This window comes from Shewanella sp. SP1S1-7, assembly GCF_031932105.1.
Classification (GTDB): Bacteria; Pseudomonadota; Gammaproteobacteria; order Enterobacterales; family Shewanellaceae; genus Shewanella; species Shewanella baltica.
This window is the reverse complement of sequence record NZ_JAUOEU010000001.1, coordinates 78,189-100,406: the sequence shown is the minus strand read 5'-3', so window position 1 is coordinate 100,406 and position 22,218 is coordinate 78,189. Positions and strand designations below refer to the sequence as shown.

The window sequence follows — 22,218 nt, the reverse complement described above, 5'->3', positions numbered from 1 at the left end:
CTACTTGTTGTAACTAAGAATAACGACATACCACACTCATGACCAACACACCCCGCTCCACCCATTGGGATATCTTTTGTACCGTCGTCGATAACTATGGCGATATTGGCGTCACTTGGCGTTTAGCCAAACAAATGGCTAATGAGTACCAGATTCCCGTTAATTTGTGGGTCGACGACCTCGCAAGCTTCTCGCACATATTACCGACACTCGATCCACTAATAGCCGTTCAAAGCTTCAATGGTGTGAATATTCTTCATTGGAATAGGCCTTTACCCGTAGCGTTTGTTGCAGGAACAGTACTCATCGAAGCCTTTGCCTGTGAATTACCCGAACAGGTAAAAGCGCAGTTGGTTTATTTACATCAGAACGACCCCAGATCTGTACCTATCTGGCTGAATTTAGAGTATCTAAGCGCTGAGGGTTGGGTCGAAGGCTGCCATGGTTTGCCTTCATTACAAGCCAATGGTTTAAAGAAGTATTTTTACTTCCCGGGCTTTGGCGCAAAAACCGGTGGGCTCATCTGCGAGCAAGATTTGTTTGTCGAGCGCGATGCTTGGCAAGCTAACTCAGCTAACAAATTACAGCTTTTTAGTCAGTTAGGTCTTAAGGGGATTGAGGCTAAAGATACTGTGATTAGCATCTTTAGCTATGAGACCGAGGCACTGCCGGCGTTATGCGAGTTATGGCAGCAATCGGCCGAGAAAATCCATGCGCTTATTCCCAAGGGTCGCAGCTTAAACAGTCTGACGCATTTACTGCCCTGTGATATTGCCGCGCTAGTGCCGGGTCAGCAGATAAATCATGGCAATTTAACCCTGCATATTTTACCCATGACAGACCAACAGGGGTTTGATCGTCTGCTCTGGAGCTGCGATTTTAATATCGTCCGCGGTGAAGATTCCTTTTTACGCGCTCAATGGGCCGCAAAACCCTTCATTTGGCACATTTATCCCCAAGAAGATGATTATCACCTCGTAAAATTAGAAGCTTTTCTCAAACTTTACTGCGATAATCTGCCACCTAAAATTGCTTGTTATTGGTCTGAATTGAATCTTGCGTTCAACCAAGCACAGCAATCTGCCGTGAGCCTTCACTGGCAAAACCTTAATCCTGTTAATTTGCCCTTGTTGCACCATGCTAAACAATGGCCAATTAATGCATTAAATGCTGCAGATCTCGCTACTCGACTAGTTCAGTTCGTTAAAAACAGCTAAGATACTGCGCGAAAACAGAAAAATCTAAATATAGGAAATAGTGTAATGAAAACTGCTCATGAAATCCGTCCTGGTAACGTGATCATGTTAGATGGCAGCCCATGGGTTGTGCAGAAAACTGAAACAACTCGTTCTGGCCGTAACGCTGCTATCGTTAAGTTAAAGTTGAAAAACTTACTGCTTAACTCTGGTACTGAAACGACTTTCAAAGGTGAAGATAAGTTAGAAGACATCATCCTAGATCGTCTTGATTGTACTTATTCTTACTTTGCTGATCCTATGTTTGTATTCATGGATGCAGAATATAACCAATACGACGTAGAAGCTGAAAACTTAGGTGATGCAGCGGCTTATATCGTTGACGGTATGGAAGAAACTTGCCAAGTGACTTTCTACGATGGCAAAGCTATCTCTGTTGAAATGCCAACCACTATCGTACGTGAAGTGATCTACACTGAGCCTTCTGCTCGTGGCGATACTTCAGGTAAAGTGATGAAGCCAGCAACGATCACTGGCGGCGGCACTGTTACTGTTGCTGACTTCGTGAAAGTTGGCGACAAGATTGAAATCGATACTCGTACTGGCGAATTCAAGAAGCGCGTTTAATCGCCCTTCTGGTTTCCAGCCGAAGAAAAGCCAGTGCTTGCACTGGCTTTTTTGTTGCTGTTTTTTAGTCGCGTGATTTGTGGGATGTATTTGTGGGATGTCGAGTCACTCAAGGAAATAAGGCGTTATCCAGCAACATCCCCTCAGCAAATAAGCGCTAGCATTGCGGCCCTAAGAAACGTCGCTCCCAAGCACCTATCTCACTCAAATAACTTTGAAACTCGATCTCCTTCACTGACACAAAACCCGTGACAAAATCATCCCCGAGTAAGCGTCGTGCCGAATCACTTTGGCGCATTTGCGTTAATGCAGCGAGAAATGTCTGCGCTAAGTCATGGCTGCTCTCATAAGCACTACCGGTTTCTGGCGCGCTTGGGGATAGTTTTTCTTCCATTCCCGCTAGTCCCGCAGCAAGTGACGCCGCAATCATCAAATACGGATTGGCATCGGCGCCCGCAATTCGATTCTCTACCCGTCGCGCCACCGGAGCACTCAATGGCACTCGTAAGCCTGTAGTGCGGTTATCTACGCCCCAGCTTAAATTAATCGGCGCTTGGCTGCCGGAAATGTAACGTCGGAATGAATTGATATTGGGTGCGAATAACAACATTAAATCAGGTAGATACTTCTGTAATCCGCCGATGTAATGGTGAAAACGTTCAGTATCGCTACCATCTACATGGCTGAAAATATTGTTGCCTTTATCATCCACGACACTTTGATGTAAATGCATAGAACTGCCGGGTTGGCCTGCTATGGGTTTCGCCATAAAAATCGCGTTCAAGCCATGTTTAATGGCGATTTCTTTCGCCGCGTATTTAAACATAAAAGCTTGATCTGCTAAAGCCAGCGGATCGCCATGCACTAAGTTAATTTCATACTGCGATAGCCCCATCTCATGGATCCAAGTATCTCCTTTGATCCCAATCGCATCGATGGCGGCATTAAACTCATCCCAAAATGGCGCGAGTTCATTGAGCATATTCATGCTAAACGCAGATTGACCGTTTTCAGCTCGGCCACTTTTTGAAATGGGCGCCTGATACGGCACACTCGGATCGGTATTGGCTTCAGTCAGATAAAACTCAATCTCAGGGGCCACCACGGGCGTTAACCCAAGGGCTTGGTAACGGGCCAACACATTTTTTAAAATAGAACGCGGCGCAAATGGGCATAAATTGCCATCGAGCAACACACAGTCATGGATGGCAAATGCGCGCGGCACTGTGCTCCACGGGATCATTTTTAGGGTGCTGTAATCGGGGACGAGTAACAGATCAGGATCAGCATCGGGGAAAATAGGATCGTAGGAATACTCACCGGTAATCGCCTGCATCGAAATCGCTTGGGCAATACGTAACTCAGCACCCTGAGCAAAGCTTCGGGCTGGCATGAGCTTCCCCCTTGGATAGCCTGAGATATCAGGGAATAAACATTCGACATCACGTATTGTGCCGTGCTGGAAAAACGCAGTAAGAAGGGTTGAGTCCATTTGATTCGTTTGCCACTAATGTTGAAAATAACACCATGAAGGATGCAAAGTATAATCAGGCTTTGATTTGAAAAGCTATATGGTAACGATGAAATATGTAAAATATAAATGACAATTACGTAAAATATAATTTGACATCAGCTGAGCGTCTTCATTTAAGAGTGTAATCGTGTTTATCCTAGTTCAAGCCTAGCCACTCTCCACTCGCCTTTTCCCCACTTTAACCGCTGAACCCAATTACGGCAGACATAAAAAAACCAGCCGCAGCTGGTTTCTTATTCTAATCATGAAAGTATTTACGCAATCACGATAAAGCCGATAAACGCCAGTACAGCGGCGATCAGCGCATAAGGTAACTGAGTCACTGCATGGCTCACTAAGTTACAACCTGAGCCTTGGGCGGCCAATACGGTTGAATCTGAGTAGAAGCACGCTTGGCTACCAAATGATGATGCCGACAACAAGGCGCCAATCACTAATGGAATATCCGCGCCCACCGATTGCGCTAATGGCATCACGATAGGAATGGTCACCGCAAAAATGCCCCAGCTCGAACCCGTCGCAAACGCGAGGATCGCCATGGATAAAAACACCACAGCAGGCAGTAATTTAGGCGTCATAAACGGGCTTAAGGATTCAATCACGTACTGCGGCAGTAATAACTGATCGCATACGTCCTTAAACACAAATGCCGCAATCACAGTGCTAATCGCCGGTAGCATGCTCTTAAAGCCATCGATCATCTGATCCATCATCTCGGATAACGGCATCAAACGCTGCACAGCATAATAAGGGATAGTGATCACTAAAGTCGCCAGCAAGCCTTTCCACACGTCGATATCAAAGTACACGGTAAAAGCCACTAACAGACCTATCGGCACTAAAAAGTTATGCAGTTTGCCATGATTATCGGCGTGCTTAAATTCCTCTTCGATAGCTTTAACCGCATATTCGTCCGAGGTTTGCACTTGGTCAAAATCCACTTGAGCTTCTGCTGGCTCGCCTTGGGCGGCGCGCAGCTGCGCAGTTTTCATCGGACCAATGGCAGGCACTATGCCAAGTACCACAAGTAGCACCATAGCCACGGCTAACCAAGCGTAAAGCATGTAAGGAATGGCTTGCATGTAGACAGCAATGCCCTGACCTTCAGCCGCAACACCGTTATCGACCAATAACCCACCAAAGAATACTGCCCAAGTCGATAATGGCACTAATACGCACACAGGCGCGGCAGTGGAATCTACAACATAGGCGAGCATCTCACGGGATACTTTAAATTTATCCGTTACACGCTTCATGGTTTCACCCACGGTCAGCGCATTGAGATAGTCATCAATAAAAATCACGATCCCAAGAATAAACGTCATCAACAGAGAAGATTTGGGTCCCTTAGCAAATCTCAGTGCATTACGGCCGAACGCTAACGCGCCGCCGGTGCGGACCAAAAGCGCAATCAGCGCACCAAAACCACCACACACCAGAATCAACCAACCTATGGTTTCATCGGCCATGACCTTCAATGACACACTGGCAAAATTGTTTAAGACTTGACTGGGATCGAGTAACAGGAAACCGGTTACCGCACCTATGATCAGAGATAAAATGGGACGGCGTAACCAAATAGCTAACACCAATACCACCAGAGGTGGGATGAGACTTAACGCTGTCGGTTCAGACATGCACTTAGGTCCTCTAAATAAATCGCCTAAAAGGCAAATGGTTTTAGAATGACGTCTGAAATCAACACGATTTAGAACGTCAACACAGCTGCTTCATGATGACTAACCCTGAAGATAAAACCCGCTAATTGCTTGCTATCTGAGGTGCCTTGCCAAAAACATCGCGCAGAAAATAAAGCGCATCGAATATTGAGTCAACTATAAATTTAACTTGATAGAAAATAATTTTAAAGGCTACAAACAAAATCAATATAACATCATGACTTTAAAGTCTTTTAACTCACTCGCAACGAAACCGTTTATGATCCTTTCAGCTTAATAAGCATTCAATAAATATGCCTATTTATTACAAGGTCATATACAGCTGGCATAAGTTGATCTTATCGAGGAACTGTGATTAAAAATCAATCATTAAGCTTTTGCTAAAATACACTTTTCCCCTACTAAGATTTATAGGACAAACAAATAAAACGAAATAGCCGTCAACCACTGAAAATGCATTTACATCAAGCGTTATTATTTTCTTCCTACATCCCAAAAACACGTAAAGCGGGTTTTATTTACCGTCAGCATTAGCTAAACACTCTTAAAAGCCCCTAAAAGTCAGAATATAAAACTTGTTCTTATTTCATTAATTGACTGTTAAAGCATATTTAACTAAGCAGTATTTATAAAAAAAGTCCCATTCTGTGCTGTTCCCCCCTTTCATCTACAGTGAAATTTCGTTATGGTGCGCTAACTTAAGCCAAACTTTATGCATGTTCCGAGGTGTAAATGCGCCCTATCATCAAATCCAACAAGCTGGATAGCGTTTGCTATGACATCCGCGGCCCAGTGCACAAGGAAGCCAGACGTTTAGAAGACGAGGGTCATCGGATCCTCAAACTTAACATTGGTAATCCCGCCCCCTTCGGTTTCGAAGCGCCGGAGGAAATTGTGCGCGATGTGATCCTTAATCTACCCAGTGCGCAAGGCTACTGTGAGTCAAAAGGATTATTCTCTGCCCGCAAGGCCATAGTGCAGCATTATCAAGCCCAAGGGATTTTTGGTGTCGATATCGAAGATATCTATATAGGCAACGGCGTCTCAGAACTCATAATGATGGCGATGCAAGGTTTGCTTAACACCGATGATGAAATTTTAATCCCCTCGCCTGACTATCCACTGTGGACGGCGGCGGCCAATCTCGCTGGCGGCAAAGCGGTGCATTATCGTTGTGATGAAGAAGCGGACTGGTTCCCCGATCTCAACGACATTAAAAGTAAGATTTCATCGCGTACCCGCGGTATTGTGCTGATCAACCCAAACAATCCTACAGGTGCGGTTTACAGCAAAGAATTACTGCTGCAAGTGGTTGAGCTTTGCCGTGAACACAGTTTGATTTTATTTGCCGATGAAATTTACGACAAAATTTTGTATGACGAAGCCAAACATGTTCCTGCGGCTGGCCTGTCGGACGATATTTTAACTGTTACCTTCAATGGTCTATCAAAGGCTTATCGCGCAGCGGGCTTTCGCGTCGGTTGGATGATGTTGTCTGGCAATCTTAAAGCCGCGAAGAGCTATATCGAAGGTTTAGAGATGCTGTCATCGATGCGCCTGTGTGCAAACGTGCCCAATCAACATGCGATTCAAACCGCGCTCGGCGGCTATCAAAGTATTAACGAGCTAATTTTACCTAAGGGTCGCCTGACAGTTCAACGGGATGCCTGTTACGAGCTGTTGAATCAAATCCCGGGTGTCAGCGTGAAAAAGCCTAAGGGCGCACTGTATGCTTTCCCTAAACTGGATATGAAGAAATTCAATCTGCGGGATGATGAGCGCTTAGTGCTGGATTTACTCAGAGAAAAGAAAATTTTGTTAGTGCACGGTACCGCCTTTAATTGGCCTGAGCCCGACCATCTTCGAGTGGTTTTCTTACCCTATAAAGACGATCTGAAAAAAGCATTTACCGAGTTTGGCGCCTTCCTCGAAAACTATCGGCAGTAGGTTTAGCCTCGGCTAACGGTTTGAGTCATAAAGCGATCCTAGTGGTCGCTTTATTTTTAGTGATTTTGACAAATCCTCCACGCTCATACTCACGTGTCATCCGAGGCTGTGATAATCTAAGACTTCATTAGCGTCAATACTGCTTATTCAACGCGTGTCACGTCTTCCAATGCAGCTTGTCGCCTTTCTACTCACTCATTAGCAGGCAAACTAAGAGTCATTTATGTGCCGTTTTTAGAACACGAATGACGCTTATCCAACGCAGGCCCTCGAATTAACAGGAAAACTATGAGTCACTTATTTGCCCATTTAGCTCGAATGAAACTTATCCAACGCTGGCCTTTGATGTACAACGTTCGCACTGAAAATGTTCAGGAACACTCGCTACAAGTCGCCATGGTGGCCCATGCACTGGTGATCATCAGTAATAAAAAGTTCGGCACGACGCTTGATCCCCATCAAGCTACAAGTCTGGCGATTTTTCACGATGCCAGTGAAATTCTCACGGGTGACTTACCGACACCGGTGAAATACTTCAATAAAGAAATTGAAGCAGAGTATAAAAAGATTGAGGCGATTGCAGAGCAGCGCATGCTGGATATGGTGCCAGAAGAATTTAAAGAAGATTATCGCAGTCTGTTCATCAGTGATTACGCCGATCCCGTTTACAAGACCATAGTGAAATCCGCTGATACTCTGTGTGCCTATCTTAAATGTCTTGAAGAAAACCGCGCGGGAAACAGTGAGTTCAACACCGCCCGTAAGCGTCTCGAAGACATGCTGGCGACAAATCCTGACCCCGCAGTACAGTATTTTATGAACTGCTTTGTGCCCAGTTTCACCTTGAATTTAGACGAAATTAACAAGATGCTTTGATTTTCCACTCTCGCTAGGAATGCATATGACTTCAAGTGTTTGGCAAGAACGCCGTCATGGTGAAGATAAACAACGGCGTAACGATCACCGCAGCCCTTACCAAAGAGACAGGGCGCGTATTCTCCACTCGGCCGCCTTTCGCCGCCTGCAGGCCAAGACCCAAGTGCTCGGCGTTGGCATGAATGACTTCTATCGCACTCGATTAACCCACTCACTCGAAGTCTCGCAAATTGGCACTGGCATAGCCGCGCAGCTAAGACGTAAATATCCACAGCATAAGCAGCTGCTTTGCTCTATGAGCTTATTAGAGTCCTTGTGTTTGGCCCACGATATTGGTCATCCTCCCTTCGGCCACGGCGGTGAAGTCGCATTGAATTACATGATGCGCGACCACGGCGGTTTTGAAGGCAATGGCCAAACTTTTCGTATTTTATCGAAACTTGAGCCCTATACATTAGATTTTGGGATGAACTTATGTCGGCGTACCATGCTCGGGATTTTGAAATACCCCGCGCCGCACTCGAAGCTGTTTGTCGCGGGTGAGCATAGTGAAATAACCAACCATAGACAGCTCAAGCCGTCACAATGGCCGCCGGTTAAGGGCATTTTCGACGATGATAACGACATTTTCGCTTGGGTGCTTGAGCCTTTGTCTGAGGCAGACCGCAGTCGTTTTACATCGACGCAGCAAGGATCACACCCCGCCCTGCACCACTATCCGCATCTGCGCACTCAGTTTAAATCCTTCGATTGCTCGATTATGGAACTGGCAGATGACATTGCCTATGCGGTGCACGATCTCGAAGATGCGATTGTGATGGGTATAGTCACGGCATCGCAGTGGCATCAAGATGTGGCGCCGACACTCACAAACAGCGGCGATGCGTGGATACGACAAGAGCTTGCCGATATTGGCAATAAGCTGTTTTCCCATGAGCATCATCTGCGTAAAGATGCCATAGGCACACTCGTTAATGGCTTTGTCACCGCGATTGTTATCTCAGAAGATGACGTGTTTGAAGAACCATTATTGCGCTTTAATGCGACCTTAGAGCCGGAATTTGCCATTGCGCTCAATGTGCTCAAGCAACTGGTTTATAAATACGTGATCCGTAAACCTGAGATCCAAATGCTCGAATATAAAGGCCAGCAAATTGTGATGGGTTTATTCGAAGCCTTCGCTTCCGATCCAGAACGTTTACTGCCACTGAACACCCAAGAGCGCTGGCGCGAAAGTGAGCAACAAGGCTTAAACAGCCACAGAGTCTTGGCGGACTATATTTCGGGAATGACCGATGAGTTTGCAGGCAGACTGTATCAACAGCTATTTAGCCCAAAAGCCGGCTCAAATGTGGAACTGAGCAAGGAAATGTAGGCAAGCAGACATTGCGTGGCCCGACTTGCTATAAAGCCAGACCGTTTGTAAATGTGCGAGTTTCTATAAAAGCTAGATTTTCTATAGCGCCAGCTATCACAGCCATTCTTTATCAAAGGCTAAAGATGAAAGACAAAAAACCACCTTGCGGTGGTTTTTTATTTTGTCGCTATTTCAAGCTCGATTTATAAAGCGCCGATGGCGTCTTTACAAAGCTGAGTGATACGATCCCAATCGCCGTGTTCCATTGCATCCGTTGGCGCAATCCAGCTGCCACCAATACAATCGACATTTTTCAGCGCTAAATAATCTTTATAGCTGCTTGGCGTAATGCCACCTGTTGGGCAGAAGCGAATATCCGCTAGCGGACCCGAGAAGGCTTTCAGTGCATCCACACCACCCGAGGCTTCGGCTGGGAAAAATTTAAAGTGGGTGTAACCAAGCGCCATCCCCGTCATCACTTCTGAAATGCTCGCAACGCCTGGGATCAATGGTACAGGACCATGCATACCGGCTTTGAGCAGTTCAACCGTCGCGCCTGGGGTAATAATAAACTGCGCACCAGCGGCAATCGCAAGATCAAGCTGAGCTTCGTTTAAGATAGTACCCGCGCCCACTAAGGCCTCTGGCACTTCTTTGGCGATTTTAGTGATAGCTTCGAGTGCGCAAGGTGTACGCAAAGTCACTTCTAACACGCTAATGCCGCCGGCAACCAGTGCTCGCGCTAATGGCACCGCATGTTCAATCTTGTTAATCACCATAACAGGAACAATAGGGCTGCGTTTAAAAATATCTTGTGGCTGTAGTGACCAGTTATTCTCAAGCATTGCGTTATTCTTCCTTTGTATTAATAAAGTTCATCGATGGCATTAGTACAACGCGCACCAGTTTCTGGACTGCTTAGATTGGAACGTAGCGCACTAAATAACTCGCGGCCCATGCCATAACGTGAGCGATGTAAATCGACTATTCCGGCGGTTCTGGTGGCAAGTTCAGCTTCAGAGACGAGCAGGCTCAGTTCGCCTGTTAACGCATCGACACGGATCAAGTCGCCATCTTTGACTTTGGCAATTAAGCCGCCATCTAAGGCTTCCGGCGTCAAGTGAATGGCCGCGGGGACTTTACCCGACGCGCCAGACATACGACCGTCGGTCAGCAACGCGACTTTAAAGCCTTTGTCCTGAAGCGTGCCCAATAATGGGGTTAACTTGTGCAGTTCTGGCATACCGTTGGCTTTCGGGCCTTGTCCTTTAACTACAACCACGCAATCTCTATCCAGAGCACCGGCTTGGAACAAGGCATCGAGTTTGTTTTGATCGTCAATCACTACAGCGGGCGCTTCAACGACACGATGTTGTGCTTGTACCGCCGATACTTTGATCACAGCGCGGCCTAAGTTACCTTTCAGTAATTTCAAACCACCATTGCCTTGGAAAGGTGATGCGACAGAAGATAACACTTCAGTATCTAAACTGGTCGTTGGACCATCCACCCAGCGCAGTTCACCGTCGAGCAGTTTTGGCTCTTGGGTATAACGGCGTAAACCAAAGCCCGCAACTGTGTTCACATCTTCATGCAATAGACCCGCATCGAGCAATTCTTTAATCAAGTACGCCATGCCGCCCGCGGCGTGGAAATGGTTGATATCGGCGTGACCGTTTGGATACACGCGCGCCACTAATGGCACGGCATCGGATAATTCAGAAAAATCATCCCAGTTCACGATAATACCGGCAGCGCGAGCCGCGGCAACGATGTGCATGGTCAAGTTAGTAGAACCGCCGGTAGCCAAAAGTGCCACTATGCCGTTCACCACAGACTTTTCGCTGACCACTTCACCGATTGGGGTATATTGGGTACCCATTTCGGTTAAACGACACACTTGCTTAGCCGCCATCTTGTTTAAGGCTTCACGCAGTGGATCATCAGGATTTACAAATGACGAGCCTGGTAACTGCAGACCCATCACTTCAAGCATCAGCTGATTCGAGTTTGCAGTGCCGTAGAAGGTACATGTTCCTGCACTGTGGTAAGACTGGGCTTCTGCTTCAAGCAGTTGCGCGCGATCCACTTTACCTTGGGCAAATTGCTGACGAATACGGGCTTTTTCTTTGTTCGGGATACCTGATTTCATCGGCCCAGCAGGCACGAATAACATAGGTAAGTGACCAAAGCTTAAGGCGCCGATAAGCAAACCTGGAACGATTTTATCGCAAATGCCGAGCAGTAAAGCACCATCGAACATGTTGTGAGACAAGCCCACTGCCGTTGCCATAGCAATCACTTCACGACTCAGTAAGCTCAATTCCATACCGGGTTGACCTTGAGTCACACCGTCACACATGGCCGGAACACCGCCCGCCACTTGTGCAACACTGCCGACTTCCTGACAGGCTTTTTTCAGCAATTCAGGATAGCTTTCATAGGGTTGGTGCGCAGATAACATATCGTTAAATGCCGTCACTATGCCGATGTTCGCCTTATTCAATTGACGCAATGCATTTTTGTCGTCTGGATTACAGGCGGCAAAACCATGGGCTAAGTTGCCACAGCTCAATGAGCTACGGTGTACACCATGGTTACGGGCATCATTCAATGCGGCGAGATAACCTTCACGTGACGCTTTGCTACGGGCAATAATTCTGTCGGTAACAGCTTGAACTACTGAGTGCATCTTGACTCCTTAAGCGCTCCAGAACACATCAACGGGCGTTTTACGCTGCGCTAATACGGCTCTGATAGGCATAGCATGGACATCATCACTTTCTAACGCTTGACGATATACGGATAATTTCTGTTCCCCGACCAAGTGCAGATAAATTTGTCTGCTGTTCAGAATCGCACTCTTAGAGAGCGTGATCCTGCCGTGGGGTGCTGTGGTGGGGTTAGTCGCCACGCACAGGGCTTGGGTTGTGAGCGCATTTTCAAGCTCAGCGCTACAGGGAAACCAAGAACAAGTATGACCATCGTTACCCATCCCTAATACCACCACATCAAAAGGACGAGGGAAATTAGACAAAGACTCGGCAGCCATATCGGCGCCCGCTTCTGCGGTCGAAAACATGTTTTTTAAACCGCGGAATTTGGCATTCGACGCACGGTTTTGTAATAAATGTTCACGCACTAGACGTTCATTAGAAGCATCGGCGTCGGCTTCAACCCAGCGCTCATCGGCGAGAGTGATATAAACATCACTCCAATCGATGGACTTCATGCTCAATAGTTGAAATAACTTAAGCGGCGTCGAACCACCGGAAACCACTAGGCTCGCTTTTCCGCGGGCATCGACGGCTTCCTGTAACTGGCTTGCAATCTTGCTGGCCAGTTGCTGTTCTAACGCACTTGGCGTATCGAAAGATTTGAATACGGTTTCTTTAATCATCAAAGTCTCCTACTCGTCCCACGAACGGCCATCTTTGGTGATCAAAGCAACTGACGCAACTGGACCCCAAGTACCCGCAGGATAAGGTTTTGGTTTTTCGTTGCTTTGTTCCCATGATTGGATAATGCCATCCACCCAAGTCCATGCCTGCTCGACTTCGTCGCGGCGCACGAACAGCGCTTGATTACCGAGCATAGCTTCGAGTAATAGACGCTCGTAGGCATCGGCGATACGTTCATTTTTGAAGGTATCGGAGAAGCTCAAATCGAGTTTAGTGGTTTGTAGACGTTGTTTTTGCTCCAAACCTGGCACTTTGTTCATCATCTGGATTTCAACCCCTTCATGGGGTTGCAGACGAATAGTCAGCTTGTTGGGTGGCAGATTACGGTAGCTTGAGCGATACAAGTTATGCGGTGGGTTTTTGAAATACACCACAATTTCAGAGCTCTTAAACGGCATACGTTTACCGCTACGTAAATAGAAAGGCACGCCCGCCCAACGCCAGTTGTCGATATCCACACGAATCGCCACGAAGGTTTCTGTGTGTGATTGAAGGTTGGCGCCTTCCTCTTCTAAATAGCCCGGTACTGGGCTGCCTTTTAAGAAGCCTGCGCTGTACTGACCGCGTACGGTATTTTCATACACATTGTCAGAATTAATCGGACGCAGTGATTTAAGCACTTTAACTTTTTCATCACGGATGCTGTCAGCGTCTAAGTTAACAGGTGGGTCCATGGCAACGAGCGTTAACACTTGCAGCAAATGGTTTTGGATCATGTCACGCATTTGACCCGCTTTGTCGAAGTAACCCCAACGGCCTTCGATGCCTACTTCTTCTGCGACTGTGATCTGGACGTGGTCAATCGTACGGTTGTCCCACTTAGAAGCAAATAAAGAGTTCGCAAAACGCAGGGCAATCAAGTTCTGTACGGTTTCTTTACCTAAGTAATGGTCGATACGGTAAACCTGACGTTCTTTGAAGTAAGCGGAAACTTGGTCATTGATAACGCGAGAAGAGTCTAAATCTGAGCCGATGGGCTTTTCGAGCACCACGCGTGAATCTGGGTGGATAAGATCTTGTTCATGCAAACAACGGCAAATGTCGCCGAATATTGCAGGTGGCGTAGCAAAGTAACTGACCATGACACGCTCTTCTGGTTTGAGCAGATCATGGAAGGCACTGTAGCCCGCTGAATCGGTAAAGTTAGTGCCTATATAGTGGCAGCGGGACAGAAAACGTTGGAGAGTCTCTTCGCACAAAGGCTCTTTCACGAAGGTGTTTAATGCAAGCGTGACTAATTCGATAAACTCATCTTGAGTAAACTCATCTTTCGCGACACCGATCACTTTCGTATCTTTATCGAGAAGTTCAGCTTTATCTAGCTGGTATAAAGAAGGTAACAACTTGCGTCGTGCCAAATCGCCTTTAGTACCAAAGAGTACGAAGTCACAAGCTTTGGCGCCTGATGTTGTTTTGCCCATTGCGTTACGATCTCCTTTGTATGTCGTGTCCCTTCATGTCGATGAAGAAATCCACACTTTTGTTGTAATATAACAACAGAATTTGTTAAATGCATCTATTTTTATAAATATTAACATTCTTGCTAACTAGGCACTTGCAGCATAAATCTGATATGCTTTTTGTGCTTAAATTACTGAAGCTAGTAAAGTCTTATTTCAAAATTGTACTGAAAAGTTACTACAAAGAGTCTCTTTGTGGGCCACCGGCCTTGATCTGCCACCCACAAAACTAAAAAAATAAAATTACATTCTCAATTTAGCGGACATACGCGTATGAATACCCTAGAAAAGGTTCAAAAAAGCCTCACCCATTTTAGTAAATCAGAACGCAAAGTTGCAGAGGTGATCTTAGCATCACCACAGACAGCTATACATTCTAGCATCGCCACACTGGCTAAGATGGCAGATGTCAGTGAACCTACTGTGAATCGTTTCTGTCGCCGCTTAGATACTAAAGGCTTCCCTGATTTTAAGTTACATCTAGCGCAAAGTCTTGCGAACGGTACTCCTTATGTGAGCCGCCACGTTGAAGAAGATGATTCGACTGAGTCGTATACAACAAAAATCTTCGAATCTTCAATGGCTTCGCTTGATACCGCTCGTCAGAGTCTCGATATTTCAGCCATCAATAAAGCCGTTGATATATTGACTCAAGCTAAGACTATTTCCTTTTTCGGCCTAGGCGCATCCGCTTCTGTTGCCCATGACGCCCAAAATAAATTCTTCCGTTTTAATGTGCCTGTCATCTGTTTTGACGATGTTCTAATGCAACGCATGAGCTGTATCAACAGCAATGAAGGTGATGTTGTTGTATTAATTTCCCACACAGGCCGTACTAAGTCATTGATTGAGATAGCACGTTTAGCGAGAGAAAACGGTGCAGCTGTGATTGGTATTACCGCCCGCAACTCGCCTTTGTCGATGGAATGTACGCTGCCCGTGACAATGGAAGTGCCAGAAGATACCGACATGTATTTACCTATGGCCTCGCGTTTAGCCCAATTAGTCACTATAGATGTATTGGCAACCGGCTTTACCTTACGTAGAGGTCCACGTTTCCGCGATAATTTGAAACGAGTGAAAGAAGTATTAAAAGAGTCTCGCATCAATAAAGATCCGATACTGTAACTCACTTCCTTTTCTAAAAATGGCTAGTTTTGATCCTTAACCTAGCCATTTATCGTGCAAATATCAGCGATACCTCACAATTTTCATACATAACTTTAGATCAATTTGATTGTAACTTTACTACATAATCTGGAATTGCATGGTAATATAGGCCCAAGATTTTTTTTAACTTTAACGGAGTATCCTTATGTTCCGCAGAACCAAAATCGTCACCACTCTAGGTCCCGCTACCGATCGTGATGATAATCTACGCCGCATCATCGCGGCAGGTGCAAACGTTGTACGTCTTAATTTCTCCCACGGTTCCCCTGAAGATCACTTAAAACGAGCAACTCAAGCGCGTGAAATCGCTAAAGAGTTGGGCGTTCATGTGGCTATTTTGGGTGACTTACAAGGCCCTAAAATCCGCGTTTCTACTTTCAAAGACAATAAGAAAGTGCAACTGGTATTAGGTCAAGCCTATATACTTGATGCCGAGTTAGCCAAAGGTGAAGGCGACGAGACCCAAGTGGGTATCGATTACAAGCAATTGCCAGACGATGTGACTGTTGGCGATATCCTGATGTTAGATGATGGCCGCGTTCAATTACGCGTTGAGCGTGTTGAAGGCCGTAAAGTGCATACCACAGTGACTGTGGCGGGCCCTTTATCTAACAACAAAGGTATTAACAAGCAAGGTGGCGGACTTTCTGCTGCGGCGCTAACCGAAAAAGACAAAGCTGACATTTTGACTGCGGCAATGATCCAAGTGGATTATTTAGCCGTGTCTTTCCCGCGCAGTGGTGCTGATTTAGATTACGCCCGTGATCTTGCCCGTCAAGCCGGTTGCAATGCCTTGATCGTGGCTAAAGTTGAACGTGCTGAAGCTGTTGCGACCGATGCGGCTATGGACGATGTGATCTTAGCGTCTGATGTGGTTATGGTTGCCCGTGGTGACTTAGGTGTTGAAATTGGTGATGCTGCGCTCGTTGCGGTGCAGAAGAAATTAATCGCCCGTTCACGTCAACTGAATAAAGTCGTCATCACGGCCACTCAGATGATGGAATCGATGATTTCAAGCCCAATGCCAACCCGCGCCGAAGTAATGGACGTGGCGAACGCTGTGCTTGATGGTACCGATGCAGTGATGTTATCAGCTGAAACCGCTGCCGGTGACTTCCCAGAAGAAACCGTTAAGGCAATGGCAAACGTCTGTGTTGGCGCAGAATCTCACCCAAGTGTGATTGTGTCTAAGCATAGATTAGATGTGCGTTTCACTTCTGTTGAAGAAACGATTGCACTATCGACTATGTATGCGGCTAACCACCTTGAAGGCGTTAAGGCGATTATTGCTTTGACTGAATCAGGTGCGACACCACAATTGATGTCACGCATCAGTTCTGCACTGCCGATCTTAGGTTTATCACGTCACGCGACAACGCTGGCTAAAATGGCTTTGTACCGCGGCGTGTTACCAATCTACTTCGATTCAACTATCCACCCAGCCGATGAGCTAGCGCAAAAAGCGTTAGAAGCATTAACAGCTGCAGGTTATTTGAACAGCGGTGATATGGTGCTGATGACCAAAGGCGATGCAATGGAAACGATTGGCGGCACTAACACCTGTAAAGTGTTGATCGTTGCTTAAGTTACTTAAGCTTCTTCTAACGACTAAAGCGCGTTAGAAAAAAGCCAATAAAAAACCACCTTATGAAGGTGGTTTTTTATATCTGCAGTTCTCTGTAAATGCTGTTATCTGTGACTGCTGATTTCTGTTGGTGCTAATTTGTCGTTCTCTCATTGCTGAGGTAAATGCAAGTGGCCCAAGCGGAGTAGTCATCGAACCTAATACCGCTTAGACCAGACCGCACTAACATTAAACGCTAACATCAAACACTAGCAATCACTATAACGCTTCGAAATCATTCACATTAATTGCCGCTAAGCGCAGCTTATCAGCATGCTGCAATTTCTGCTCTTCATCGGCAGTGATAACGCCTGTCTCGAGTGCTTTTGCAAACAAGACGAGATTAGGCACTTTGGCTGGCAGTTCACCGGCACGCTGCGCTTTCTTCAGCTTTTTATAAATATCTTTACAGGCATATTGCGCAACAAATGCTTGTTCAACTTCCGCAATACCGCCCTTATCTCCTTCAAATTCAGGACATAGGAAGGTAATACGGTCACGAGCAGGTCCAGGCTTCAACATGCCACCGACTAAATCGGTCGCCATTTTATCGCTCGGCGCATTGAAGTGATTACCCAGCGGGAAAATTAAGCCGCGCAGTAACCATGCCACAGGACGGCTCGGGAAGTTACGAATCGTGTCTTCCAGTGCTTTAGCCGCTAAGTGCAAACGATTGGCCATTACATAACGTACTGCGGGTAAATCGTCCTGTTGACGGCCATTGTCTTCAAATAGCTTCAAGGTTGCTGAGCCTAAATACAACTGGCTGAGCACATCGCCCATACGTGCCGACAGCATTTCTTTGCGTTTTAAATCGCCGCCCATGATCAGCATGGATAAATCTGTCATTAAGGCTAACGCAGACGAAATACGCGACATATCTTTATAGTACTGCTTAGTTTCACCGCTCACTGGCGCACTGCCAAAACGGCTACCACTTAACGCGCTAAACAACGCATTGAAAGCATTACGCGTGGCATAACCCATGTGGCCCATTAATAGCGCATCAAAACGCTCTAAGGCTTCATGTTGGTTTTCCATCGCAGCGGCTTCCATTTCGGCAAGCACGTAAGGATGGCAGCGAGTCGCACCTTGACCAAAAATCATCAAGGAGCGGGTTAGAATATTCGCGCCTTCGACTGTGATCGAAATTGGATTCGACATATAAGGGTGGCCTAAATAGTTTTTAGGTCCTAATTGAATGCCCTTACCCGATTGAATATCCATGGCATCGTTCATCACAGAACGGCCTAGCTCAGTCATGTGGTACTTAGCAATCGCAGTCACAACCGAAGGTTTCACCTTAAGATCTATACCCGTGGTCGTTAAACGACGTGCGGCTTCCAACTGATAAGTGTTGGCAATAATACGTGCCAGCGCTTCTTGCACCCCTTCAAACTGGCCAATTGCCATACCAAACTGATGACGCACATAACTGTAAGCCGTTGTCGTCTTCGTCGCCATGTGACCAGAAGCCGTTGCCAATGCAGGCAATGAAATACCGCGGCCCGCCGACAAACACTCAACCAGCATACGCCAGCCTTTACCGGCAAATTCAGGGCCACCGATAATCCAATCCAGCGGGATAAATACTTCTTTACCTTGGGTAGTGCCGTTCATAAACGCCATACCTAGCGGATTATGACGACGACCAATAACCACTCCAGGATGATCCGTTGGGATCAACGCACAGGTAATGCCTAAATTTTTCTTATCGCCAAGCAGACCTTCTGGATCGCGCATTTGGAACGCTAAACCCAGAACCGTCGCTACAGGCGCCAGCGTGATATAACGCTTATCCCAGGTGAGTTTTAGCCCAAGCATTTCTTCGCCATTGAAGGTATCACGGCACACAATACCCACATCTGGGATAGCGCCAGCATCACTGCCCGCTTCTGGACCAGTTAACGCAAAACAAGGAATTTCATCGCCTTTAGCTAAAGCAGGTAACCAACGTTCTTTCTGCTCACTCGTACCATAGTGGGTCAACAACTCACCAGGGCCTAAAGAGTTCGGCACCATGACAGTCACAGCAGCGCTTACGCTACGGCTGGCTAATTTGCTGACAATGGTCGAGTTAGCATAGGCAGAGAAAGCTTTACCACCGAATTTCTTCGGAATGATCAGGGCGAAGAAGCCTTCTTTCTTGAAGTATTCCCACAACTCTGGCGGTAAATCTTTACGGTTATGCACTATGTCGAAATCATCGATCATCGTCAGTGCTGTCATCACTTGATTATCGATAAAGTCTTTTTCTTCAGCGGTCAGCGTCGGTTTACCGTAGCTGTGCAAGGTATTCCAGTTAGGATTTCCGCGGAATAACTCCCCTTCCCACCAGACATCACCGGCTTCCATCGCTTCGCGCTCGGTATCTGAAAGTGGCGGCAAGACCTTCTTGAAAAAACTAAAAACTGGGCGGGTAATAAACTGCATCCGGATATTTTTCACCGCAAACAACACGATAATGGCTATCAGGGCAAGAATTATAATCGTCAACATTATCAAGACCTTTTAATTAAGAAGAAACGGGGACTGATACGCCAGCCGCCATGTATGGGATCACTTTACGGATCACGGCTTCGATATCGTTATGCTCACCAAACTCAGCAGCAGCGATATCGTTTAGGGCATCGGCGGACGCCATAGTGAATACGATAGTGCCTAAGGTAAAGTGTAAACGCCAAAACATTTCAGCGGGTGGAATATGTGGCGCACTGGCCGACACGGCTTTAACAAAAGCATCGAGATGCTGGCCGTAATGGGTAGTGATAAACCAACGTAAATGCCCTTGGCTTTCGATATAGCCACGGCCTAAAAGCTGCAGGAAGATCGTGGTGCCTTCGGTACGTAGCGCGTTTAAATCCAATAAAGGATCGACCAGCGAAGACAAAATTTCTTCGAGTGTTGCTTGTGCTGGCGCGGCATTTAAGCGATTAATTTGGTTTGAAGCCGCAGGCATAAACACGTCTAAATAACGCGCTAATACTGCACGGATCAGCTCTTTTTTAGAACCAAAGTGATAATTGACCGATGCTAAATTCACCTCAGCCTTACTGGTGATGAGTCGCAACGAGGTCTCAGAAAAGCCCCGTTCGGCGAACAGTTTTTCTGCGGCATCAAGTATTCTAGTTTTTGTATCGGATCGACTTGCCATTCCGTGACCTTGAATTAATTTAAAACACTCGTTTAAATTAAACATTGGCACCACGGATGTCAAACTAAAATTGGACAAATTCGCCGCTTTCTAGCCTGCATTCAAGCCGTATATGGAACATCTGCGAAATAAGTGTAACCAACAAGCCCATTAACCCTTGTGCAATACACCTTAGCTTTAGGTAAACTGTGTAACACAAAAACAACAAGGACAAGTAGACATGGTTATTTCATTAAATCGTCGCAGTAAAATCGCCCTCACAGTCGCCTTAACGCTGGGATTAACGGCCTGTAATGATGCACAAAGCAAAACCGACAAGCCCGCTAGCACTGAAGCGGCTGTCATCAATACCGCGCCAGATAAAGCACAAGCCATTGCTTTTATTAACGATGCTGAAGCCAAAATGGCTGAATTGTCGATTGAGTCTAATCGCGCCGAATGGATTTACAGCAACTTTATTACCGATGATACCGCTGCCCTGTCTGCCGCGGTCGGTGAAAAGGTCAGCGCAGCGTCGGTAAAATTTGCAACAGAGGCGGCTAAGTACGCCAATGTGCAACTCGATCCCGTTAATACCCGTAAGCTTAATATTCTTCGCAGTGCGTTAGTATTGCCCGCCCCGCTCGATCCTGCGAAAAATGCCGAGCTTGCGCAAATTAGCTCAGAGTTAAATGGCTTATACGGCAAAGGAAAGTACTGTTTTGCCGACGGTAAGTGTATGACCCAGCCTGAGCTATCGAGCTTGATGGCCGAATCACGGGATCCCGCAACCTTACTAGAAGCGTGGAAAGGCTGGCGTGAAATTGCCAAACCCATGCGTCCCTTGTTTCAACGTGAAGTGGAACTGGCCAATGAAGGCGCGAAGGATCTTGGTTATGCAAACCTGTCTGAGCTATGGCGTAGTCAATATGATATGAAACCCGATGATTTTTCACAGGAACTCGATCGTCTTTGGGGCCAAGTGAAACCCCTTTATGAATCATTGCACTGTTATGTGCGCGGTGAACTCAATAAAGAATACGGCGATAGCATCGCACCGAGCACTGGACCAATTCCTGCACACTTGCTCGGTAACATGTGGGCCCAGCAATGGGGCAATGTGTATGACTTAGTCGCCCCAGACAATGCCGACCCGGGTTACGATGTCACTGAGCTACTGGCAAAAAATGGTTATGACGAGCGTAAAATGGTGAAACAAGCCGAAGGCTTCTTCACGTCTCTAGGATTTGCACCATTGCCAGAAAGTTTTTGGGCACGTTCTCTATTTGTTCAGCCAAAGGATCGTGATGTGGTTTGCCACGCTTCGGCATGGGATCTCGATAATCTCGACGATATTCGCATAAAAATGTGTATCCAAAAGACCGCCGAAGATTTTAGCGTGATCCATCACGAACTTGGACATAACTTCTATCAACGCGCTTATAAGCAGCAGCCATTCCTGTTTAAAAACAGCGCCAACGATGGTTTCCATGAAGCGATTGGTGACACGATTGCGCTGTCGATCACCCCAAGCTACTTAAAACAGATTGGCTTATTAGATGAAGTGCCTGATGCCTCTAAGGACATAGGACTCTTACTGAAGCAAGCTTTAGATAAAATCGCCTTCTTGCCCTTTGGTTTGATGATAGATCAGTGGCGCTGGAAAGTGTTTAGCGGCGAAATCACACCTGCCCAATATAACCAAGCATGGTGGGATCTCAGGGAAAAATACCAAGGCGTAAAAGCACCGACGAAGCGCAGCGAAGCTGACTTTGATCCAGGCGCTAAATACCATGTGCCAGGTAATGTGCCTTACACCCGCTACTTCCTCGCGCATATTCTGCAATTCCAGTTCCATCAAGCGCTATGTGAAACTGTGGGCGATAAAGGTCCGGTTCATAGATGCAGTATTTATGGCAATCAAGCTGCGGGAGAGAAACTCAATAAGATGCTCGAGTTAGGTTTAAGTAAGCCATGGCCTGAAGCATTGAAAGAAGTCACAGGCAAAGAAGTTATGGATGCCAAAGCTGTGCTCGATTACTTCGCGCCACTTAAAACATGGTTAGATGAGCAAAATACCGCCGCAAATCGCCAATGTGGTTGGTAATGACGCGTTAAGTCATCGCCAAATTGCATAAAGCAAAATGCCCAACG

At 46.5% G+C, this 22,218-nt stretch carries 16 protein-coding genes; 8 read left to right on the top strand and 8 right to left on the bottom strand.

Annotated features, from left to right (window positions below; translation table 11 throughout):
• Nucleotides 1-38 precede the first annotated feature (38 nt).
• Nucleotides 39-1,217 carry an elongation factor P maturation arginine rhamnosyltransferase EarP gene (gene earP / locus Q4Q49_RS00400; RefSeq protein ID WP_311998356.1) on the top strand — a complete coding sequence of 393 codons (1,179 nt, stop codon included), beginning with the start codon at nt 39-41 and terminating at the stop codon, nt 1,215-1,217.
• Between the two features lie 45 nt (nt 1,218-1,262).
• Complete coding sequence (gene efp, locus Q4Q49_RS00395; protein ID WP_006081573.1) at nt 1,263-1,823, top strand: elongation factor P; 561 nt, start codon at nt 1,263-1,265, stop codon at nt 1,821-1,823.
• A gap of 157 nt (nt 1,824-1,980) precedes the next feature.
• Here the strand turns inward: efp and Q4Q49_RS00390 are convergent, their stop codons facing one another.
• Both Q4Q49_RS00390 and Q4Q49_RS00385 read right to left on the bottom strand, forming a co-directional pair.
• On the bottom strand, nt 1,981-3,315 hold the full coding sequence (locus Q4Q49_RS00390; protein ID WP_310803486.1) for a glutamine synthetase family protein: 1,335 nt from the start codon (nt 3,313-3,315) through the stop codon (nt 1,981-1,983).
• Nucleotides 3,316-3,611: 296 nt separating this feature from the next.
• The gene (locus Q4Q49_RS00385) at nt 3,612-4,994 is read right to left on the bottom strand and encodes a Na+/H+ antiporter NhaC family protein (RefSeq protein ID WP_006081571.1); all 1,383 of its coding nucleotides are present in this window, start codon (nt 4,992-4,994) and stop codon (nt 3,612-3,614) included.
• A gap of 774 nt (nt 4,995-5,768) precedes the next feature.
• Between Q4Q49_RS00385 and Q4Q49_RS00380 the strand changes: the two genes are divergently transcribed.
• From Q4Q49_RS00380 to Q4Q49_RS00370, 3 genes are all read left to right on the top strand, one after another.
• Nucleotides 5,769-6,983 (top strand): pyridoxal phosphate-dependent aminotransferase, encoded by a 1,215-nt coding sequence (locus Q4Q49_RS00380; protein ID WP_311998355.1) that lies wholly within the window; start codon nt 5,769-5,771, stop codon nt 6,981-6,983.
• 288 nt (nt 6,984-7,271) lie between these two features.
• Nucleotides 7,272-7,859: a 5'-deoxynucleotidase gene (yfbR, locus tag Q4Q49_RS00375; protein WP_011839912.1), complete on the top strand. Its 588-nt coding sequence runs from the start codon at nt 7,272-7,274 to the stop codon at nt 7,857-7,859.
• A 25-nt stretch (nt 7,860-7,884) separates the two neighbouring features.
• Nucleotides 7,885-9,234: an anti-phage deoxyguanosine triphosphatase gene (locus tag Q4Q49_RS00370; RefSeq protein WP_063884408.1), complete on the top strand. Its 1,350-nt coding sequence runs from the start codon at nt 7,885-7,887 to the stop codon at nt 9,232-9,234.
• A gap of 185 nt (nt 9,235-9,419) precedes the next feature.
• Here Q4Q49_RS00370 and Q4Q49_RS00365 read toward each other — a convergent pair whose 3' ends face one another.
• Genes Q4Q49_RS00365 through zwf form a run of 4 tightly spaced genes read right to left on the bottom strand, consistent with a single transcriptional unit; the run spans nt 9,420 to nt 14,098 of the window.
• Nucleotides 9,420-10,061, bottom strand: coding sequence for a bifunctional 4-hydroxy-2-oxoglutarate aldolase/2-dehydro-3-deoxy-phosphogluconate aldolase (locus tag Q4Q49_RS00365; RefSeq protein ID WP_006081567.1), 642 nt, complete (start codon nt 10,059-10,061; stop codon nt 9,420-9,422).
• Nucleotides 10,062-10,081: 20 nt separating this feature from the next.
• Nucleotides 10,082-11,908: a phosphogluconate dehydratase gene (gene edd / locus Q4Q49_RS00360; RefSeq protein WP_311998354.1), complete on the bottom strand. Its 1,827-nt coding sequence runs from the start codon at nt 11,906-11,908 to the stop codon at nt 10,082-10,084.
• Nucleotides 11,909-11,917: 9 nt separating this feature from the next.
• Nucleotides 11,918-12,616, bottom strand: coding sequence for a 6-phosphogluconolactonase (gene pgl / locus Q4Q49_RS00355; protein WP_006081565.1), 699 nt, complete (start codon nt 12,614-12,616; stop codon nt 11,918-11,920).
• A gap of 9 nt (nt 12,617-12,625) precedes the next feature.
• Nucleotides 12,626-14,098 (bottom strand): glucose-6-phosphate dehydrogenase, encoded by a 1,473-nt coding sequence (zwf, locus tag Q4Q49_RS00350; protein WP_028759998.1) that lies wholly within the window; start codon nt 14,096-14,098, stop codon nt 12,626-12,628.
• A gap of 312 nt (nt 14,099-14,410) precedes the next feature.
• Between zwf and Q4Q49_RS00345 the strand changes: the two genes are divergently transcribed.
• Both Q4Q49_RS00345 and pyk read left to right on the top strand, forming a co-directional pair.
• On the top strand, nt 14,411-15,265 hold the full coding sequence (locus Q4Q49_RS00345; protein ID WP_006081563.1) for a MurR/RpiR family transcriptional regulator: 855 nt from the start codon (nt 14,411-14,413) through the stop codon (nt 15,263-15,265).
• Between the two features lie 187 nt (nt 15,266-15,452).
• Nucleotides 15,453-16,892, top strand: coding sequence for a pyruvate kinase (gene pyk, locus Q4Q49_RS00340; RefSeq protein WP_311891115.1), 1,440 nt, complete (start codon nt 15,453-15,455; stop codon nt 16,890-16,892).
• A 258-nt stretch (nt 16,893-17,150) separates the two neighbouring features.
• Here pyk and Q4Q49_RS00335 read toward each other — a convergent pair whose 3' ends face one another.
• Entirely contained in the window at nt 17,151-19,430 is a 2,280-nt protein-coding gene (locus Q4Q49_RS00335) for an acyl-CoA dehydrogenase (RefSeq protein WP_311998353.1), read from the bottom strand.
• Between the two features lie 16 nt (nt 19,431-19,446).
• Nucleotides 19,447-20,085: a TetR/AcrR family transcriptional regulator gene (locus tag Q4Q49_RS00330; RefSeq protein ID WP_006081559.1), complete on the bottom strand. Its 639-nt coding sequence runs from the start codon at nt 20,083-20,085 to the stop codon at nt 19,447-19,449.
• Between the two features lie 220 nt (nt 20,086-20,305).
• On the opposite strand from Q4Q49_RS00330, the gene Q4Q49_RS00325 reads away from it, so the two are divergent.
• Nucleotides 20,306-22,171, top strand: coding sequence for a M2 family metallopeptidase (locus Q4Q49_RS00325; RefSeq protein WP_311998352.1), 1,866 nt, complete (start codon nt 20,306-20,308; stop codon nt 22,169-22,171).
• Nucleotides 22,172-22,218: the final 47 nt, after the last annotated feature.

Coding starts and splice junctions, on each gene's coding strand:
- Q4Q49_RS00390 (WP_310803486.1), bottom strand. CDS start 3,315: ATGGACTCAACCCTTCTTACTGCGTTTTTCCAGCACGGCACAATACGT.
- pyk (WP_311891115.1), top strand. CDS start 15,453: ATGTTCCGCAGAACCAAAATCGTCACCACTCTAGGTCCCGCTACCGAT.
- edd (WP_311998354.1), bottom strand. CDS start 11,908: ATGCACTCAGTAGTTCAAGCTGTTACCGACAGAATTATTGCCCGTAGC.
- pgl (WP_006081565.1), bottom strand. CDS start 12,616: ATGATTAAAGAAACCGTATTCAAATCTTTCGATACGCCAAGTGCGTTA.
- Q4Q49_RS00345 (WP_006081563.1), top strand. CDS start 14,411: ATGAATACCCTAGAAAAGGTTCAAAAAAGCCTCACCCATTTTAGTAAA.
- efp (WP_006081573.1), top strand. CDS start 1,263: ATGAAAACTGCTCATGAAATCCGTCCTGGTAACGTGATCATGTTAGAT.
- zwf (WP_028759998.1), bottom strand. CDS start 14,098: ATGGGCAAAACAACATCAGGCGCCAAAGCTTGTGACTTCGTACTCTTT.
- yfbR (WP_011839912.1), top strand. CDS start 7,272: ATGAGTCACTTATTTGCCCATTTAGCTCGAATGAAACTTATCCAACGC.
- Q4Q49_RS00380 (WP_311998355.1), top strand. CDS start 5,769: ATGCGCCCTATCATCAAATCCAACAAGCTGGATAGCGTTTGCTATGAC.
- Q4Q49_RS00385 (WP_006081571.1), bottom strand. CDS start 4,994: ATGTCTGAACCGACAGCGTTAAGTCTCATCCCACCTCTGGTGGTATTG.
- Q4Q49_RS00370 (WP_063884408.1), top strand. CDS start 7,885: ATGACTTCAAGTGTTTGGCAAGAACGCCGTCATGGTGAAGATAAACAA.
- Q4Q49_RS00330 (WP_006081559.1), bottom strand. CDS start 20,085: ATGGCAAGTCGATCCGATACAAAAACTAGAATACTTGATGCCGCAGAA.
- Q4Q49_RS00335 (WP_311998353.1), bottom strand. CDS start 19,430: ATGTTGACGATTATAATTCTTGCCCTGATAGCCATTATCGTGTTGTTT.
- Q4Q49_RS00365 (WP_006081567.1), bottom strand. CDS start 10,061: ATGCTTGAGAATAACTGGTCACTACAGCCACAAGATATTTTTAAACGC.
- Q4Q49_RS00325 (WP_311998352.1), top strand. CDS start 20,306: ATGGTTATTTCATTAAATCGTCGCAGTAAAATCGCCCTCACAGTCGCC.
- earP (WP_311998356.1), top strand. CDS start 39: ATGACCAACACACCCCGCTCCACCCATTGGGATATCTTTTGTACCGTC.